The 19,172-nt window shown below is 65.9% G+C and carries 17 protein-coding genes; 9 read left to right on the forward strand and 8 right to left on the reverse strand.

Translation table 11 applies throughout. The features are described 5' to 3' along the window. Positions 1–112: 112 nt before the first annotated feature. From dnaG to VFC51_14760, 4 genes are all read left to right on the forward strand, one after another. Positions 113–2,104 (forward strand): DNA primase, encoded by a 1,992-nt coding sequence (gene dnaG, locus VFC51_14745; protein HZT08280.1) that lies wholly within the window; start codon positions 113–115, stop codon positions 2,102–2,104. 107 nt (positions 2,105–2,211) lie between these two features. Continuing rightward, the gene (locus VFC51_14750) at positions 2,212–3,240 is read left to right on the forward strand and encodes a protein kinase (GenBank protein ID HZT08281.1); all 1,029 of its coding nucleotides are present in this window, start codon (positions 2,212–2,214) and stop codon (positions 3,238–3,240) included. A gap of 75 nt (positions 3,241–3,315) precedes the next feature. Beyond that, positions 3,316–3,837, forward strand: a complete 522-nt coding sequence (locus VFC51_14755; protein ID HZT08282.1) for a gamma carbonic anhydrase family protein — start codon at positions 3,316–3,318, stop codon at positions 3,835–3,837. Then, a complete protein-coding gene (locus tag VFC51_14760; protein ID HZT08283.1) occupies positions 3,834–4,472 on the forward strand; it encodes a DNA-3-methyladenine glycosylase in 639 nt (212 codons plus the stop codon). Before VFC51_14755 ends, VFC51_14760 begins: the two co-directional genes overlap by 4 nt. On the opposite strand, the gene VFC51_14765 is transcribed toward VFC51_14760, so the two are convergent. The 7 genes from VFC51_14765 to VFC51_14795 form a co-directional block, all read right to left on the reverse strand. Next, entirely contained in the window at positions 4,447–5,361 is a 915-nt protein-coding gene (locus VFC51_14765; GenBank protein HZT08284.1) for an ABC transporter substrate-binding protein, read from the reverse strand. The two genes, VFC51_14760 and VFC51_14765, sit on opposite strands and share 26 nt — an antisense overlap. 124 nt (positions 5,362–5,485) lie before the next feature. Next, positions 5,486–6,235, reverse strand: a complete 750-nt coding sequence (locus tag VFC51_14770) for an ABC transporter permease (protein HZT08285.1) — start codon at positions 6,233–6,235, stop codon at positions 5,486–5,488. Continuing rightward, entirely contained in the window at positions 6,235–6,888 is a 654-nt protein-coding gene (locus VFC51_14775; GenBank protein ID HZT08286.1) for an ABC transporter permease, read from the reverse strand. The genes VFC51_14770 and VFC51_14775 overlap by 1 nt, the downstream gene beginning before the upstream one ends. After that, positions 6,881–7,972 (reverse strand): ABC transporter ATP-binding protein, encoded by a 1,092-nt coding sequence (locus tag VFC51_14780; protein HZT08287.1) that lies wholly within the window; start codon positions 7,970–7,972, stop codon positions 6,881–6,883. Before VFC51_14780 ends, VFC51_14775 begins: the two co-directional genes overlap by 8 nt. A gap of 532 nt (positions 7,973–8,504) precedes the next feature. Beyond that, complete coding sequence (locus VFC51_14785; GenBank protein HZT08288.1) at positions 8,505–10,136, reverse strand: ATP-binding protein; 1,632 nt, start codon at positions 10,134–10,136, stop codon at positions 8,505–8,507. A gap of 119 nt (positions 10,137–10,255) precedes the next feature. Further along, on the reverse strand, positions 10,256–11,479 hold the full coding sequence (locus VFC51_14790) for a S41 family peptidase (protein ID HZT08289.1): 1,224 nt from the start codon (positions 11,477–11,479) through the stop codon (positions 10,256–10,258). 199 nt (positions 11,480–11,678) lie between these two features. Then, the gene (locus VFC51_14795) at positions 11,679–12,395 is read right to left on the reverse strand and encodes a class I SAM-dependent methyltransferase (protein ID HZT08290.1); all 717 of its coding nucleotides are present in this window, start codon (positions 12,393–12,395) and stop codon (positions 11,679–11,681) included. A 304-nt stretch (positions 12,396–12,699) separates the two neighbouring features. Here VFC51_14795 and VFC51_14800 point away from each other — a divergent pair, with 304 nt between their 5' ends. Next, a complete protein-coding gene (locus VFC51_14800; GenBank protein HZT08291.1) occupies positions 12,700–13,218 on the forward strand; it encodes a peptidylprolyl isomerase in 519 nt (172 codons plus the stop codon). Positions 13,219–13,253: 35 nt separating this feature from the next. After that, entirely contained in the window at positions 13,254–14,429 is a 1,176-nt protein-coding gene (locus VFC51_14805) for a Gfo/Idh/MocA family oxidoreductase (protein HZT08292.1), read from the forward strand. A gap of 6 nt (positions 14,430–14,435) precedes the next feature. Here VFC51_14805 and mgtE read toward each other — a convergent pair whose 3' ends face one another. Further along, a complete protein-coding gene (gene mgtE / locus VFC51_14810) occupies positions 14,436–15,794 on the reverse strand; it encodes a magnesium transporter (protein ID HZT08293.1) in 1,359 nt (452 codons plus the stop codon). Positions 15,795–16,296: 502 nt separating this feature from the next. Here mgtE and VFC51_14815 point away from each other — a divergent pair. The 3 genes from VFC51_14815 to VFC51_14825 form a co-directional block, all read left to right on the forward strand. Next, entirely contained in the window at positions 16,297–16,821 is a 525-nt protein-coding gene (locus VFC51_14815; protein ID HZT08294.1) for a hypothetical protein, read from the forward strand. Between the two features lie 208 nt (positions 16,822–17,029). After that, positions 17,030–17,665: a uracil-DNA glycosylase gene (locus tag VFC51_14820; GenBank protein HZT08295.1), complete on the forward strand. Its 636-nt coding sequence runs from the start codon at positions 17,030–17,032 to the stop codon at positions 17,663–17,665. Positions 17,666–17,843: 178 nt separating this feature from the next. Beyond that, a partial coding sequence (locus VFC51_14825; protein ID HZT08296.1) for a DNA translocase FtsK 4TM domain-containing protein occupies positions 17,844–19,172 on the forward strand: 1,329 nt, incomplete at its 3' end.

Consider the following 19,172-nt stretch of genomic DNA (forward strand, 5'->3'; position numbering starts at 1 on the left):
GCGTGGACGTCATCGGCGTGATCACCTTCTTCCTCCTGCTCTGCGGGCTCACCGTCACGACCTGCATCACCCTCGTCGTCGCGAAGTTCACCTGGAACTACGTCAGGCGCTGATGGAATCGTCTCCCGTCGAGCAGGTGCGCGCAGGGGTCGACATCGTCGACCTTGTGGGGCAGTACGTTTCCCTCAAGAAGGCCGGGCGGACGTTCAAGGCGCTGTGTCCGTTTCATTCGGAGAAGACGCCGTCATTCGTCGTGTTTCCCGACACCGGACACTGGCACTGCTTCGGATGTGGGGAGGGCGGGGACGTGTTCTCGTTCCTCATGAAGATCGAGAACCTGACCTTCCCCGAAGCGCTTCGCCGCCTCGCCGACCGAATCGGGATCGTCATCACACACGCGCGGGAGGGCGGCAAGCAGCACAATGCGAACGAGCGACTCTACGCAGCGAACGAGGCCGCGGCCATCTACTTTCACGGCCTCCTCCTCGGCTCGTCGGCCGCGCGGGAATACGTCGCCAAGCGCGGCATCACCGCCGACACGATCCAGTCGTTCCTCCTCGGCCTGGCGCCCCAGGGCACGAACCGCCTTCACGACCACCTCCGCCGCCAGGGCTTCACCACCGAAGAGCTGAGCGCCGCCGGCCTCCTCTACGAGCCAGACGAGGGCCCCCCGCGCGATCGCTACCACCATCGCCTGATGTTCCCCATTCGCGACATCGAAGGACGCATCGTGAGCTTCGGCGCGCGAGGGCTGACGTCGGACGCCGTGCCGAAGTACCTGAACGGCCCGCAGACGGAGCTATTCGACAAGAGCGCCGTGCTCTTCGGCCTCCACGCTGGCGCCTCGGCGATCCGCAAAGAGCGGCAGGCTGTCATCGTCGAGGGATACGTCGACGTCGTGATCGCGCACCAGGCCGGCTTTCAGAACGTCGTCGCCACGCTGGGGACGTCCATCACCGAGCGCCACCTGCGCCAGCTCGCGCGGCTGGCGCCATCCATTTGCCTTGCCCTCGACCCGGACGCGGCTGGTGAGTCGGCCGTCCTCCGCAGCGCCGAGGTTGGGCGGGCAGCCCTCGCCGACGCGGCCGTGCCGGTTCCCACGTGGCGCGGGCTGGTCCGGTACCAAGCCGGCTCGCGAGCCACCATCTCGGTCGCGGTCCTGCCCGATGGAAAAGACCCGGACGAGCTTGTTCTGGAAAACCCGGACCGTTGGCGGGCCGCCATCGCGTCCGCCCGCCCGCTGGTCGATCACGCCATCGACCACATCGCGGCGCGTCATGACCTGGCCACCGCGCGGGGAAAATCCGAGGCGGCGGAGGCGCTCGTGCCGCTCCTGCAGGCCGTGGTCGACCCCATCGAGCAGGCCCATTATGTCGAGCTTGCCGCCCATCAACTGCACGTCGATTCCGCGGCCCTGATCACCCGTGTTCGAAGCGCCGGGCGCGATCCGCGGCGCCTCAGCAGCTCCCGCGCGTTGTCGGCGGGACGTGCCCTCCAGCCGTCGGCCGCCCCGCGCGCCACCGACCAGCACTACGCCATCGCCCTCTTTGTCGCCGCGATCCAGCGAGGATTCGGAATCCCGGACATCGACCCCGACGACTTCCGCGATCCAGCCGCGCGCGCCCTCGTGTTGCGAATGCTGGAACTCACATCTCGCGAGAGCCTTGGCGGGGAGTGGCGCCCCGATCTGCTGGAGATCACCGATGACCCGTGGCTCGACGAGCCTATCCAGCGCGTTCGCGCAGCCACCGAAGAGATCGAGCGGCTGACCGACGCGCAGGTCCAGGCGCTCTGCGGCGCCATCGGCGGCCAGCTCCGCGCCGCCCGGCTCGCCGCCGAGCTTCCAGAGCTGTCGATCCTTGCCCAGGAGGCCGAGCCGGACCAGCTGGCGCAGATCAAGGCGCGGATCGGCCAGATCTCGAACGAGCTGGTCGCGCTGCGCCGCGCCCTGCCGGCCGATACTATCGGGCCGAGCGCACTCGGTCGGATTCCGCCCCTCGTTCCGCCCCGCTTTCGCGCCGTCGACCTGGCGCTCGCGGGGCCTCCCGCCTCGCCGCCCTCGCCCGCGTCGTCACCCGAGGCGCCGGAGCCTCCGCCCGCCTGACACACGCCCTGCGCCGCACGCATGGTGGGAATGGGAACCCGTTCGCTAGAATGCGAACGGGGCGGCAGTGCCCCGATTCCTCGGCCGGAGCTTGGCGATTGAGCGAGATGCTTGCGCAGCGGTATCGGCTCGGTCGCCAGATCGGGTCGGGCGGGATGGCGACTGTCTACGAAGGGGAGGACACCCACCTCAGTCGCCGCGTGGCCATCAAGGTCATGCACCCCCAGTACGTCGCGGACGATGCGTTCGTGACGCGCTTCCGACGGGAGGCGCTCGCCGTCGCGCAGCTCAAGCACCCCGGCATCGTCGACGTGTACGACGTCGACCACGACGACGCGCGTTACTTCATCGTCATGGAGTTCGTGGAGGGTCAGTCAATCAAAGAACTCGTCCGCGACGGACCGCTCACGCCCGAACGGACGGTGGACATCGGGATTCAGGTGGGCAAGGCGCTGGAATCCGCGCACCTTGCCGGCGTCGTCCACCGAGACGTGAAGTCCCACAACATCCTCGTCTCGCCGGAGGGCGCGGCGAAGCTGGTGGATTTCGGCATCGCAGTCGCCAAGGGAGCCGCGTCGGTGACGGAGGCCGGCACCATACTCGGCACCGTGCAGTACATATCGCCGGAGCAGGCCCGGGGCGAGCCCGCGACGCCGTCGAGCGATATCTACTCCCTCGGCATCGTGCTCTACGAGATGGCGACGGGCAGGCTGCCTTTCGACGGCGACAACCCGGTTCAAATCGCGACGCGGCACGTGTCGGACCCACCAATCGCGCCGGCCGCCGCGGATCCTCGGGTCCCCGCAGGGCTCTCGGCCGCGATCATGCACGCGCTGGCAAAGCGGCCAGAGGATCGACCCGCCACGGCGGGAGCGCTCGTCCGCGAGCTGCTCCTCTCAACAGACGACGTGTGCGATCAGCCCACCCGCGTCGTCCAGCCGATCTCCCGCCCCGCTGCCCGGCCAGAGGCCCCGCCACCGCGCATCGAGCGGGGGTTGCCCTCCCCGCGACCAGCGCTCCCAGCGACCACGCCGCGGCGGTCGTCGGCATGGCCGATTCTCGCGCTTGCATTCTTCGCGCTCGCGCTCGTGCTGGGGCTCATCCCGCTCTGGAGCGCTGTTCTGCGCGGCGCGTAGGGAGTTTCTTACCAAGCGTTCGCCTAACGGTAAGGCGAATACCGTATCTTTTGCGTTGACAAGGGAGATGAGCCTATGCCAGTTCACGCCTATCGCGGCGTCATGCCGACGATCGGTCGACGGGTATTCATCGCCGACGGTGCGCACATCATTGGACACGTCACACTCGCCGACGACGTCAACATTTGGTTTAACGCGGTGCTTCGCGGCGATATCCAGCCGATCACGGTCGGAGCGCGAACGAACATCCAGGACAATTGCACGGTTCACGTCGACTACGCGCACCCGGCTGTGATCGGCGAAGACGTGACCATCGGGCATGGCGTCACCGTCCATGGATGCACGATAGAACGCCAGGTCCTCGTCGGGATGAACGCGGTGCTTCTGACCGGATGCACCATCGGCTGGGGAAGCATCGTCGGCGCGAACGCGCTGGTCACGGAAGGGAAGGTCATCCCTCCCCGCTCCCTCGTGCTGGGTAGCCCCGGACGCGTCGTCCGGACGGTGTCCGACGCGGAGCTGGCCGAACTGCTGGAGAGCGCCGACGGCTACGTGCGCGAGGCGGCCACGTACATGGGAGCGTTGACGCCCCAATGACCGACCCCGCCGCGCCGGCCGCGGTGAATTCGAGCGTCCTGGAGCCGCTGCCCCGTGCCTTTTACGTACGCGACACCGTCGAGGTCGCGCGCGATCTTCTCGGCCGGTACCTGGCGTTCCAGCCGCCCGGGCAAAGCCCGATGATCGGGCGGCTCGTCGAGGTCGAAGCATACCTTGGGGAACGGGACCTCGCCTCTCACGCATCGCATGGCCACACGCGGCGCACGGCGCCAATGTACGAGGAAGCGGGCCACGCATACATCTATCTCGTCTACGGGATGTACTGGTGCCTCAACGCCGTGACTGGGGCGGTGGGTTCCCCGTGCGCGGTTCTGATCCGCGCCGTCGAGCCGGTGGAAGGGCTCATCCAGGCTACGGACGGCCCCGGCAAGCTCTGTCGGGCCTACGGGCTGGACGGCCGATGGAATCGCGCGGACCTGACGTCCAGCGAGCTGCGCATCACGGCGGGGTGCCCGGTCGAAGCCACCGCGATCGGGACGTCACCCAGGATCGGCGTCGCCTACGCCGGAGCCTGGGCCCGCGAGCCGCTGCGTTTCTTTGACCGCACGAGCCGGCACGTGTCGCGGACGCAGCGCTCGGCCCTCCGCGTCAACGGGTCAGACCGTTCGTCTTGAGCCAGGCAGCGGCGACGTCCTTCGCATCTTTCTTGTCCACGCCGACCTGCTTGTTCAGACCCGTCAGCTCCTGCGTGGTGACTTTGGCGCTCACCGCGTTGACGAGATCTTTGAAATCCGCGGAAGCCTTGCTGAGAAGATCGTTTCGGACGACGGGCGCCACGTTGTCCGCGAGCTGGAGGTGCTTGTCGTCTTCCAGCAAGACAAAGCCCTCCGTCTGAATTCGGGCGTCGGTCGTGAAGAGGACGGCGACGTCGACCTGACTGTCCTTCAGCGCGGTGACCGTTAGGGGACCTCCAGCGTCGAGGGCCTTGAACTCCTTGAAGCGGAGGCCGTAGGTGCTGGCAAATCCGGGGAGGCAAAACGGGCGGTCGGGACATTCCGGCGGACCGCCCAGCACGAACTGGTCGTTGAACCGGACGAGATCGCTCACACGCGAGATATTGTCTCGCGTGGCGGTATTGGATGTGACGACGAGCCCGTTGGTGTCAACAGCGGGCGCGTAGTTCAACACCGTGATCCCCTTGGGCTGCAGGGCGTCCTGCAGGGCTCGCTGCGTCGCCGCCGGATCCGAAGAAGCCTTCGATGGATCTTTCGTGACGAACGTGAGGTACGTCGCCAGGTATTCGGGGTACATGTCGATCTGACCCGATTCGAGAGCTGGCGCGACGATCTCGCGCGTCCCGAGGTTCAGGTGCCGCTCGACCGAATATCCATTGGCTTCCAGTACCTGGCCGTATAGCTCCGCGAGCACAAGCTGCTCGGGAAAATTCGTCGAGCCGATGCGAACGGTCGGCTTTCCGCCGCTCGGCGCCGCAGGCCGCGAACAGGCAACCAGGCCGGTGGCGACGATGAAGGCGAGGAGGACAGCGAGGCGCCTCGTTCCCATTGCTTCCCATCTTTCCCCGGATTCCCTTGTCCGGCGCAACTTTGCCCATACATTGACAGATACGCACGTTGGCGGGCAAGGAAACGCGCGGGCAATGACCATCCCCGTCCGCCACGTGGGGTGCCTACCCTCTGCCGGCGTCCACAGAGAGGGAGGACGGCGCGGCGCGGCGCCAGACATCGCTCTGCTGTGACCGATCGACCGCAGAGCCAGGACTGACGACCGCCCGCTCGACCAGACCGAACGCCCATTCGGTGGCTACAGACAGAAGCGCCACGAGTACCGCCCCGACGAAAAGCCGCTCATATTCCTGTCGCGCGAGGCCATCCACGATGTAGCGGCCGAGGCCGCCGCTCGCAACCAGCGCGCCAAGCGTCGCCGTGGCGACGATCGCCACCGCCGCGTTCCGCACGCCGGCCACGATAATCGACGCGGCAAGGGGCAGCTCCACGTGGCGGAGCACCTGCCACTCGGTCATCCCAACGGCATGCGCGACGTCCACAACGTCGCGGTCGACGACGCGGATAGCCACGTAGCTGTTGGTAAGGACCGCCGGAATGCCCAGGGGAACCATGGCCAACATCGTCGGCCAGAATCCCAGCCCCAGGTGCAACGCAAAGGCGACCGGCAGCGCGAAGGCGAGCATCGCCATGGATGGAAGCGCACGGCCGATGTTGGCGACATTGATCGCCGCGACTCCGCCGCGACCGGTGTGGCCCAGCGCAACGCCGATAGGAAGCGCGATTGCCGTCGCACACAGCAAGGCAACGGCGGAGAGGACCACGTGCTCGCCCAGCCGAACGGGGATGCCGTCCGTGCCCTGCCAGTGCGCAGGGTCCGCGCACCAACGGCCCACGCTCGCGAGAAACTCCATCAGCGGGTCGCCCGAGCCCACGGAGTGATGAGCCGCTGGAAACCGACCAGGGCGACGTCCGCGGCGACCGCGAGGGCCACCGAAAGCACAGCGCCCAAGAGCAGCGGCGTCGTGAAGAAACGCTGCAGCCCGTCGAGGATGAAGAACCCCAGGCCGCCCTGTCCGATCAGCGCCGTGACCGTCGTGAGTCCGATCGTGGTGACCGTCGCGACCCGAACCCCGGCGATGATGACCGGCGCGGCGAGGGGAAGCTCCACCCGCCACAGGATCTGGCTCGGGGTAAAGCCCATGCCGAGCGCGGTGTCGCGGACCTCCGCGGGAATGGATTCGAGTCCGCCGACGATAGCCCGGATCAAGATGAGCAGCGTGTAGCTGACAAGGCCCACCTCCGCAGTCACGACCGTGAGTCCGGTGAAGGGGATGAGTAGGGCGAAGAGGGCGAGGCTCGGGATCGTATAGAGCACGCCGGCAGCCCATGTGATCGGACCGGCCGCCCGCGCGTAACGACGAACGACCAGGCTCAGGGCGAACGACACGACAAACCCGATGGACACCGCGAGGAGCGTCAACGTGAGGTGCTCGCCCAGCCGGCGCGCAACCTCGTCCAGGTGGCCGGCGATCCAGTCCCAGCGGACCAGCGGTTCGTCAGGCATCGCCGGATTGCCGCCGCTCGCGGGCAACGGCCGCGGGGGAGTCCGGCGATGAACGCGCGGCGGCGGCGTCGAGGTGCGCGCCGAGGGAGGCAGTGAACGCATCGAGCCGCAGCACGCCGATGGTCTCCCCGCGGTCGTCGACCACGGCGGCAACGTGATCGTCGGTGGCGACGAGCAGGCCGAGGGCCTCGAGCGCGGTCGTGTCCCGGGCCACGCGGTGGGCTGTAGCTGGCGGCCGCGCACGATGATCGATGGCGAGATCGTCGACGGATACGAGGGCGAGGCTCTTGAGCACGCGGTCCGAGCCCACGAAGCGCGCCACGTACTCGTTGGCCGGCCTCAGCAGGAGATCCATCGGACGGCTGTACTGGACGAGGCGTCCCCCCTCCTGCATGACCGCGACGCGAGTGCCGATCTTGATCGCCTCATCGATATCGTGGGTGACGAATATCACCGTCGTCGATAAGGCGCGCTGAATACGCAAGAATTCGTCTTGCAGGCGGCTGCGAACGATGGGGTCCACAGCGCCGAACGGCTCGTCCATGAGCAGGACGGGCGGCTCGGCTGCCATGGCGCGCGCAACGCCGATCCGCTGGCGCTCTCCACCGGAGAGCTGGGCTGGATAGGCGCCGCGGACACGCGCTGGGTCGAGGCCCACGAGGCTGATCAGCTCGTCCACACGAGCTTCGATTCGCTTTCTGTCCCAACCGAGAAGGCGAGGCACGGTCGCCACGTTCTCGCCCACGGTCTGGTGCGGGAACAGGCCGATCTGCTGGATGACATATCCGATGCGGCGACGGAGAGCGACGAGGTCAAGAGTCGCCACGTCGCACCCGTCGAGAAGGATCTGTCCGCTGGTTGGCTCGATGAGGCGGTTGACCATGCGCAACGTCGTGGTCTTGCCGCACCCGCTTGGACCGACCAGCACGCAGATCTCGCCTGGTTCAACCTCTAGGGTCAGGCCCTCCACGCCTGCGATCCACCGACCGCCGTCGGACGAGCGGTCGCTGAAGCGCTTGGTGACGGAGCGGAATTCAACGCGGGCGCCGCGTTGCGCCGGTGCCGACGGGAACCTCTGTGTCATTGGCGCTCAACCGGTGCGAAGTGCGTGGGTTGAAGAGACGAGTAAAGGGCTCGCCCCGGGGTCAGAGCGAGCCCTCAAGGTGCCAATTACCGAGCGCTAGTTGCTGGTCGGGCTACGAACCTCGAATCTAATCGTATTTCCTTCACTGCGACGGTAGCGGACGTCTTTACTGAGTTGGCGCGCTGCACGCGTCAATCGTCGTTTCACGGTGCGCTTCTGTTCATTTTCTCCCAGAACGACCTCGCCGCCTTCGCCAATGTCGAGGGCCCGAATGAAATCGCTGTACTCGCTAAGATCAACTGATCCGCGCCGACGTGCACGCATAGCTGCGACTTCCTCGGCACTGAGCCGACGAAAGTTTGGCATCTTTCACTCCCCGACGTTTGATTCTCCGCAGGAAACCCCACCGCGGCCAATATTGCGAGAAGCCGCTGCTATTGTACACCAACCGACCGGAAATGCGAAGGAATCCTTTCACATCGGACGCGTGTTATTGGGCCTGGTGCACGCGCCAGGCCGGTGGCAGAATTCGCTATCCCCCGATACTTACGAAATACGTCTCGCAAGCACGATCGATCAGCGACTCAGTCATTCTTGCGGGGACCATTTTGTACTTCGCGATCGCGATGATTTGATCAATGATGTCGCGCGGATGGCACATGCGCAGCGGACGATTCTTCGGTTTGTAATACCGATCCAGCATGTACTGGAACATATTCTCGTCAAACGGCACGCCGCGACGGTCGCACATGAATTGGAAGATCGCCTTGAACTGCGAGATGTCCGGGTCGACCACGTTGATCTTGAATTTGATTCGGCGCAGGAAAGCGTCGTCTACCAGATCGCCAGGATCGAGATTCGTCGAGAATACGATGAGCTGCTCGAACGGAATGGACAGCTTCTTTCCCGTAACGAGGTTCAAGAAATCGACGCGCTTCTCCAGGGGTACGATCCATCGGTTGAGCAAGTCTTGGGGCCGAATCATCTGCCGGCCAAAGTCGTCGATGAGAAACATGCCGCCGTTGGCCTTCATTTGCAGCGGTGCTTCGTAGTACTTACCGATGTCGTTGTAAAGCAGGTCGAGGCTTGCCATGGTCAGCTCGCCGCCGACCATCACGACGGGTCGTTCGATCTTTACCCATCGTGTGTCCCATGTCGGTTTGACCGGCTGTCCATCCGGCCCATTCTCTTCGATGGGCGTGTGGTTAATGGCATCGAAGACCGTGATTACGGCGCCATCCACCTCTACCGCGTAGGGAACGAAGATGCTATCACCCATGAGCTTCGTAATGCGCTCCGCGATCGACGTCTTGCCGTTCCCTGGATAGCCGAAGAGGAACATGGATGAACCGGAGTTGATAGCCGGCCCCACCATATCCAGAATGTCGTCGTTGATGATGAGATCGGAGAATGCGTCGCGGATGTTCTCCTGCGTCACCACCACGTTGCGAACGGACTGGGCCAGCACCGCGTCGATGTACTGGGAGAGCGGGACCGGCGCCGGGCCCGTATACGTCAATCGCTCCATGGAATCACGCGCGTGGCGCGCGCCTTTTTCGGTGATCCCATAGAGGTAGCCGGCGTCGCCGATCCCGCGCTGACCCTTTACCTCGAGCTCCTGATCATGCCGGAGGGATTCGAGGATCGGGCCGACCACGCCCGCGAAGGGAAGCGCAATACGGTCGGCGATAGTAGCGCCGACCAGCTCGGTGCTCTGATAGAGCACTCGGACGATGAGGTCGAGAATGAACGCGCGCGGGAGCCCCGTAGCATCGAGCGATTCCGGCCGCGCGGGAAAGAAGGGCCGGCCGGCCACGGCCGCCGCCTGGGCCTTGAACTGCCCGGTGGTGACGATGGGCTCGGGCGACGGGCGGGGCGGCGGTGGCGGCTGAACAGCGGCGAGCGGTTGCTGAGCCGCGGGCGGCGGCTGCTGCGCGGCAGCATGGATGGGCTGATGAACGGCCGCCGGCGCCGGTTCTGCGCGCTGGGGCTCCGGGCTCGGCGAATCGAGGGGCGCGATGATCGTGGCGTCAGAGGTGTCTTCACCCGCGGGCTCCTGAGGCGGCGGCGCCGGTACCGCTTGGAAGGGCTGGGACACATAGGCATTCAGCCGAGCGGCAATATCATCCCGGCTAGGCTCCTTCTTCCGATCAAAGATGCTCACCCTGACGCCTCCAATGACAAGCGGCCTACGCCGACTGGGGAGTTCACGGCGAGATATTAGGTCTCGCCTCTCAGAGGCGTCAACCTTCGGCTGTTGGCCGGTTGTTGGCGCTGGGACGCTCAGGGTCGAGCGCCGAGCTCGGCGAGCGCACGATCGAGCTGCGGGTCATCGCCGTGCACCCAATCGTCGGCGGATTCACTCACCAGCACATCCGGGCGAACCCCGATACCGTCGAGGTCCCCGCCCGAGGGACTCAAGACGCGCTCCGTGGTGATTTGCGCAGCCGACCCGTCGGACAGGGGAATGACGGACCCGACGCGCACCCGGCCGGCCGTCGGCATGCCCACGAGCGTCGCGAGGCCTCGCTCCTTCAGGGCAGCGGCGAGCACTTCGGCGCCGGAGGCCGTGCCCTCGTCCACCAGCACGATTGTGGTCGGTCGCGACCCAATCGGAGCGCCACGCCCCTGAATCGGCACCCGGCGCCGGGCGCGGTCGATTTCGATCCCGACGATGTCGTCGCCGAGGAAAATGGAGGCAACGCTTGCGACCTCGGTGAGGCTTCCGCCGCTGTTCCCACGAAGATCGACGACCCATCCCGACGCGCCGCGGTCGAGCGACGAGACGAGCTGCTCGCGGACCGAATCCGCAACACCGTCGCGAAACGAGCGAATTCGCACGTACTCGACGCCTTCGATATTCGTCGCTTGAACGGCAGGAACCCGAAGCGGCGCCCGGGTGACCGTCACCTCGCGGGCGGTGGCTTCCTCAGCCGCTTGCAGCGCAATGGTCACCGGGGTTGCTTCGGGGCCCCGAATTGCCCGCACAACGTCGGCCAGCGTCATGGATTCGGTCGACACACCATCCACCTGGACAATCGTGTCGCCAGAGCGGACGTCTGCTTCCGCCGCTGGACTTCCGGGCAGAACCTCGCGCACGATGGGCGAGCCGGTCGACCCCGGAGCAGCCAGCGTCACGCCGATGCCCACGATGCCGCCCTCCTGTCGGGCCTGCACGGCTCGTCGATCGAGAAACACCGAGTCAGAATCCCCGATGCTGTCGAGCAGGCCGCGAATCGTCCCGTCGGCGACGGCGTTCACGTCACCGCGCGTCCCAATCTTGTCGACGAACGTCTGGAAGGCTCGCGCCAGTCGAAGCCAGTCCTGCTCGTCATTGCCCGTCGAGGTCAACGGCACGGTTTCGACCAAGGCCGAATCGATCGGCATGAGGCCGGCTTCCACGGCGGCGTCGTGGAAGCCATTCATTGCGCCCCGCACGAGGGTCGCCCCATCGACATGGTCCACGTACTCGTCGGCCACCGTGCGATACACGCTGTCGAGATCCAATACCGAGAGCTCCAGGGAAGCGCGTGAGGTGCCAACGCTGTCAGCGGGGGCCGATCCCGGCAACGCGCCGCTCGGCGCGCTCCTCGAGCCCCCTGCGCGCGACGCTGGAGGAAAGAAGTCCGACGGATCTGGAATGCCTGACGCCATGCACGAGCTGGTGAGGACCAGGGCGACGAGGAGTAACGCGAGAGATCCGGCCCTAGACAGGAGTGGGAACACGAGCCGCGCCTTTGAATCCGCCGAAAAGCGTGGTGTCAAACTCCTTCCAGAAACAATCGACCAGCGAGAATCCCGCCTCGCGCATCCAGACGAGCTGCTCCTCAATGGTGCCCGGTGCACCGCCATGTCCCCCGCGGATCGTCTGGCTGAAGGGCGCTTCCGCGTCGGTGCCCGCGAGTTGGACGAGAGGCCGCAGCTCGGGATTCGCCAGCCGCACATAGTCGAAGTTGAGAAACATCGCGCCATCCGCCAGCAGGCCGTACACCTCCCGGTAGAGGTCGCGAATGCGCAACGGGTCGCGGAGGTTGTGGAGCGCGATGGACGAGACGGCTAAGTCGTAGCCGCTCCCGGCAACGGCGATCCACTGGGACGTACTGAGGTCCGCTCGGATCGTCCGCACCCGGTCGGCGAACCGATGCAGGCGCTCCTGCGCCCGCTCTCCCATCAGCGCCGAGCCGTCGAGAAGCGTCGCCGTCGCCCGTCCAAAGCGTTCGAGGATGAACTCGTCGAGCCACCCGTCACCCGCGCCGAGATTGATGTATGAGAACACCTCGTCCGCGGTGTGGGGAATGAGGGATCGAATCAAGCGAAAATGGGTCTCGCGCTCCGCTGCTCGCGCAGGTTGTCGCCCGAGCCAATCCTCCACGTACGCTTCGTCTGCCCAGTTCTCACGATGCCGCCGATGCGTCGCTTCCACCCTGTCGGTCCTCCATTCGAAGCGCGAGTTCCCCAAGGGCCCCGGTTCCCCACATGATCACGTCCCGGTCGCCGGGGCGCAAGTGTGCCCCGCCCGTCGCAATCCGTTACGATGCTGTCTGCGGAGGAAGAGATCACGGATGAATCGCGTTCCAGCTCTCCTCGGGTGGGCCGTTGCCGGCATCGCCCTGCTAATCGTAATTGGGGGATGTCAAGTGCAACAGCAACAGCCACCCCGAAGCCAGCCACCCGGCCAGCAATCGTCACCCCAGCCGTCGGCCGCGCCAAATCAGCAGCGCGCGCCAATGCAGTGGTCATCGCCGCCAGAGATGGAGCTCGACCCGGCCAGACACTATTCCGCCACCATCGCCACGACGCTTGGCGACATCCAGATCGCGCTCCTCACCGATGACGCGCCGAAGACCGTGAATAATTTCGTCTTTTTGGCCAGGCAGGGCTTCTACGAGAACGTGAAGTTCCACCGAATTATCAAGGGGTTCATGATCCAGACGGGCGATCCGACCGGGACGGGGAGCGGCGGGCCAGGCTACCGGTTTGCCGACGAGCCGGTGAAACGCGCGTACGATCCCGGCATCGTAGCCATGGCCAACGCCGGCCCAAACACCAATGGGAGTCAGTTCTTCATCGTGCAAGGGACCAGGGCCAATCTTCCGCCGAACTACACGATCTTCGGCCAGGTGACCGGCGGGATGGATGTCGTCGACAAGATCGCCGCCGTGCCCGTCCAGGCGAGTCCGAGGGGTGAGATGTCCGTCCCCACCCAGGACGTGCGGATCACATCGGTAACGGTCCACGAGGAATGACCGAGGGCAAATAGTGAAGCGTGGAGAGAACTGGGATGGCTGATGTGCTTCGAGTTGGAATGGCGGGGCTTGGCGCCGGCGCCCGCCAGGTCCTCCCATCCTTCAAACATGTGCCCGGTGTGGAGCTGGCCGCCGTCGCGGATATTCGCGCATCAGCGTTGGAAGAGTTCGCCGCCCGGGGCGTGCGAACCTTCAAGAGCGTCGAGGCGATGTGCAAGTCACCCGACGTCGATGCGGTCTGGGTGGCCACACCCAACGTTCTCCACATGGAGCACACGCTTCTGGCCGCGAACCATGGGAAACACGTCATCTGCGAAAAGCCGATGGCCCTGAGCCTGGCGCAGGCGCAAGCCATGATCGACGCCGTCGATCGCAATGGCGTCAAGTACGTCCAAGGCCACTCCAAGATCTACAACCCGCCGGTGCGCAAGATACGCGAGGTGGCGGCGAGCGGTCGGCTGGGCCGGATCATCCAGATCAACACGTGGAACTACCGCAACTGGCTGAACCAGCCACGCCTGGCAACCGAGGTCGACACGGCCACCGGCGGCGGCGTGGTGTATCGACAGGGGCCACATCAGACCGACGTCGTCCGCTGCATCGGCGGCGGTATGGTGAAGTCAGTTCGGGCGATCACCGGCCGGTGGGACCCGAACTTCAATACCGAGGGAAATTACAGCGCGTTCCTCGAATTCGAGGACGGCACTCCGTGTCTCATGAGCCTCAACGGGTATGCGCACTTCAACGTGACGGAGCTGACCTGGGGGATCGGCGAGGGCGGCCAGCAGACGCCGGAGGACCAGCTCTACGCCGCCCGGGAGCGATTGACCAGGCCGTTCGACCCCGAGGCGAAGTACGCGCTACCCGAGTACACCGAGGCCGGCTATGAGGCAAGGGAGCGCGCTCGTGCGGACCGTCATCAGCCCTTCTACGGCCTCACCATCGTGAGCTGCGAGCGCGGAGACATTCGACAGTCGCCAGACGGCTTGTACATCTACTCGGACGCGGGCAAGAGCGAGATCTCCTGCGACACGGACACCGGCCATGCGAGCGAGCTTGCCGAGCTTGCCGCCGCGGTGCGCGAGGCGAGACCAACGTTTCCCGATGCGCGCTGGGGGATGGCGACTCTCGAAGTGATTCTCGCGATCATGGAATCCTCGGCTACGCACGCCGAGGTGCGCCTCGCCCACCAGGTACCGTACCCGCTTTAGCCGCGGTCAGGCATTCAGGCCCATCAAACGGTCCGCCACGGTGAAGTAGATCATCAACCCCGTGCCATCGACGAGCGTTGCGATGAACGGCGCTGAGACAACGGCGGGGTCGATGCGGAACCGCCGCAGGATCAGCGGCAGGACGGCCGCGACGGCCGACGCCCATAGCACGATGGCCAGCGCCGAGACGGCGACGACGATCCGAACTGGCGGCTCGACCCCGAGCGTCACGGCGCGGACAAAGCTGACCGATCCCATGATGACGCCCACGATGACGCCCGTACACAGCTCCTTGCGAAGCACACGCAGCAGGTCGCGCAAGCGAACGTCGCCGACGGCCAGAGCGCGGGTAAGGGTCGTCGTGATCTGCGAACCGACGTTCCCTCCCGTGCCGATGAGGAGCGGAATGAAGAACGTGAGCGAGACCACCGCGGCCATCGTGTCCTCGAAGTGGCGGAGCACGGTGCCCGTGTATGCCTCGGCCACGAAGAGGATTAACAGCCAGCCGATTCGCTTCCGCGCCATTTGCACAATGGTGGCGCGTAGATAGGGAACGTCGAGCGGTTGGGAGCCGCCCAAGCGCTCGATGTCTTCCGTCGCCTCTTCTTCGAGAACGTCGGCCACGTCGTCGGCAGTGATCACGCCAATCAGGTGCCCCCCTTCATCGACTACGGGCAGGGCAAGCAGGTCGTTCTCGGTGAGGACGCCCGCGGCAAGCTCCTGGTCCGCGTCGGCCGGGACCGATAGCACCTGCGTGCGCATGATGTCCCCGATGCGGGATAGGGGATCCGCAACGACGAGGTCGCGCAGGCTCACAACACCGAGAAGCCGCCCCTCTGGCTCGGTCACGTAGACGTAGTAGATCGTTTCCGCGGATGGCGCCTGCGTGCGAAGCAGGCGCATTGCCGCGGCCACCGTCAGATCGGGACCGATCGCCACATACTCTGGCGTCATTCGTCCGCCGGCGGTGTCCGATGGGTACGTGAGGAGGTCCCTGATCTCCTTCGCTTCCTCGGCCTCCATCTGCGCCAGGATGTCTTCCGCCTCGGACTGTTTCAGCTCGTCGACGACGTCGGTGGCGTCGTCTGGCTCCATCTCCTCGAGGATGTCGGCGGCCGCCGCGCGACTGAATCGAATGAGCAGCTCGGCCGCCTCGCTCGGGTCGAGCTGCGCCACGGCGTCGGCCAGCCTGTCCGGGCCGAGGGCGAGGTCGAGCGTCGCGAGCTCGACGGCGTCGAGCTGCAGCAGGACTTCAGCAAGCTCCGACGGGCTCAGCCAAACGAGGTCCTGGGCTGCCGCCCGGCTGCCGGTCGCGAGCACGTCGCGCACATGGCGAACATCGACCCCAGTCGGTTCCAAACGCATCGCCGTACCCCCAGAGGACGAGAGGGCAGACAATCGAGTGGCGGGCACGCCGTCCAAGCGCGGGGTGAGAGAGGTTCTGTGTGCCGTGCGCGGGGGAGCCAGCGATGCTGGCGACAGGTGGGGCGGTTAGGCGGGAGGCGCCACCGCGGCCCAGGCTCCCACGCGGACCTCGGTCCGCCAAGCTATTCGGTTGTCCTGGGCCTCGCGTTGACTCGGTAAGTCGTCCACAGACTCCCTAACTGAAGCCGGAGCTGCCGGCCTCACGGCCATCCTACCGCATCCAGAAATGGCCCGGCAACACGAATCCGCCCTGTCGCGGAGCGTGGCATGTGGTATGGTGCCGCGAGAATGCGCGGCCTGGACGCGCAGAATGGGGACCGCGCGCCGGGCGTGCTGAACGGCGCCAGCCGCTGTCCAGCCGTAATCTGCTCGTCTCGCATCGTCCGCTGCTTAGCGCGGTCGGGCTCGCGAGCCCCCGCAAAATCACATCCAGCGAGAAAGAATGCCGACGCTCATTCAACGCGCACTGATCGTCGCGGTTGTTGTGTTCCTCGCAATTCTCACCATTAAGAGCCTGACCCCATCGGTTCCCAGCAGTGAGCCATCGAGCACGGCTGCGGGCACCCCGCAAGCGTCGGCGACGCTGCCGCCGCTTCCGTTCGCGACCGACCTCGCAGCGCAATTTTCGGAGCAGACCGTTGCTCCCCCCGGGACGGACACCCAATGGACCTCTCGGCTCGAACTATCTGGCACCGATAGCCAGCACTCGAACCCGTTCAAGCTGTCGGGCAACGTCGTAAAGCTGCACTACCAGCTCGACATGGCATCCGGAAATCAGGCCGCGCTCCTCTTCGTCTTTCTGCAGCCGGCCGATCAGCCACAGGGCCAGGCCACCAAATTTCCGGACGCATTCGCCACTTCACCCGGAGAGGGCGACAAGTACCTCAGTCGTCCGCCGGGAGACTACGTCGTGAATGTGCAGACCTTCGGCGCCACGTGGTCGGTGACGGTGGACGAGGCTCAGTAACGACGGGGTACCGGGCGGCTGAGCCGACCTTCCGAAGGACGAATCGGAGAACTCGCGGCGCCACAGTCCCTGCACGCGAGATGGCGACCGGCCTGCATCACGGCTTTGTCTCAGTCCGACCGCGGGCGTTGACGGCCGTTCTGCCGCGATGCTACGATGCCGGCCCGGCCCCCTGCCCATGGCCGACCCCCGACACAGGGACGCAGCATTGGACGGTTCCACACTCCAAGAGATTCGGGAGCAGGTTGCGCGCTGTCGAGCCTGCAAGCTCGGCATGGGAAGCGCGCGTCCGGTGCCCGGTGAAGGAAACCCCAACGCCAAGATCATGTTCATCGGCGAGGCGCCGGGCTTCTACGAAGACCAGCAGGGCAAGCCGTTTGTCGGACCCGCCGGCCAGTTCCTCGACGAGCTGCTCAAGCTCGCCGGCCTTTCCCGCGCCGACGTGTTTATTACGAACGTCGTAAAGCACCGGCCGCCGGGCAACCGGGATCCAGAGCCGGACGAGCTGGAGGCGTGCGACGGATTCCTGCGGGCCCAGATCGCCGCCATTCGCCCCAAGCTCATCGTTACGCTGGGTCGCCACTCGTTGAGTCGATTCGTCTCGCCGGTGCGGTCGATGCGCGACGTGCACGGCCGAGCCATACCGTGCAACGGCATGACCGTCTGCGCGATGTACCACCCTGCCGCGGCCCTCCACCAGGGTAGCCTGCGCGCAGTGCTCGAACAGGACTTCCGTAACCTCCCGGCCATCATCGCCCGGATCGAGCAGCGTGAAACGGCAGAGACGCCGGTCGCCGTGAGCGCGCCAGCCGCTCCCGAGCCGCAGCAGATGTCTCTGTGGTAAGAAACTGACCCGGACGATGGCCCAGCAATCGCGCGCAAGGCGCGCGGCGACGCGGCGCTCGGGGCAGTCGAGTCCGGCCGCAGCGGCTCTGGGCCGCGTCACGCTCGACGCCTTAGGATTCGCCCTCGTCGCGGCGTCGCTCGTCGCGCTCCTGTCAGCCCTCCACGCGGAGGGCGCGGTGGCGCAACCGATCGGCCGCCTGCTCGGTCGGCTCTTTGGCTGGCTTGCGCCCGGCGCTGCGGTCTGGATCGGGCTCGTCGCGCTCCTGTTGATCTCGCGCCGGATCCACCCACGGCCGTGGCCCTGGACGAGGCTGGGCGCGGGAGCCGTGGCCACATTCGCGCTTCTGGGAATCGCAGCACTGGAGGCCCAGCGGCGCGGGGGGCCGGACGACGCGCCGGGCGGCGGACTGGTCGGCCGTTGGGTGGCCGATAGCCTCCAAGCGTGGTTCGGGACCCCATCGACCGTCGGCGTGCTCATCCTCGCCCTCGTCCCCTCGCTCTTCATCGCGATGCGCGTCTCTCCTGTCGCCACCGCCACCTGGATCGTCGCCGCAGTCCGTCTCGGGCTTCGGGGGGCGTCGGCGCTTCGATCGCGCATCCACCGGCCCGAGTTCACCATCAATCGGCACGAATCAAGCCAGGCGCGGCGTGAGCGCCCAGCACGGGCGCAGCATGACGATTCGGCCCACGCCATTCCCGCGACGGATTCTCTCAACGCGACAGTCCCAGACGCGCCTGGCGCCCAGCCACGCTCCTCCCGATGGAAGACACCCCCCCTAACCATGTTCCATGCGCGAAAGTCCGTCGAGCGGCCAGCGGGGGAGCTTCGACAACAGGCGCAAATCATCGAAGAAACGCTGGCCAGCTTCAATATCGACGCTCGAGTGGTGGAGGCGAACCAAGGGCCGGTCGTGACGCAGTTCGGCGTGGAGCCGGCGACGGGCGTACCGGTCAGCAGAATCACCGCTCGCGTCAACGACCTCGCGCTTCGACTCGGGTCAACCTCCATCCGCATCGAAGCGCCGGTCCCGGGGCGTCGCATGTTGGGGATCGAGGTGCCCAACTCGTCCGTCTCCCTCGTCACGCTGCGCGAAGTCATGGAGAGCACGGCCGCTGAGCGGTCAAGGGCGCGCATCCCTCTGGCCCTGGGAAAGGACATCGCCGGGAAGTCGCTCGTCGGAGATTTGGCGCGCATGCCCCATCTGCTGATTGCCGGCGCGACGGGGTCGGGAAAGAGCGTCTGCATCAATACCCTCATCGCATCGATGCTCTCCCAGTTCACGCCAGACGAGCTGCAGCTCCTCATGATCGACCCCAAGATGGTCGAGCTGATCGCCTATAACGGCGTGCCCCATCTGCGCATGCCCGTGATCACTGAGATGGACAAGGTGGTAGGCACGCTGAAATGGGCGCTCAAGGAGATGGAGCGTCGCTACAAGCTTTTCGCGGCCTGCTCCGCACGGAACATCGATAGCTACAACCGCGGCATCCAGGCGCGCGCGCAG

The organism is Chloroflexota bacterium, assembly GCA_035652535.1.
Classification (GTDB): domain Bacteria; phylum Chloroflexota; class UBA6077; order UBA6077; family SHYK01; genus DASRDP01.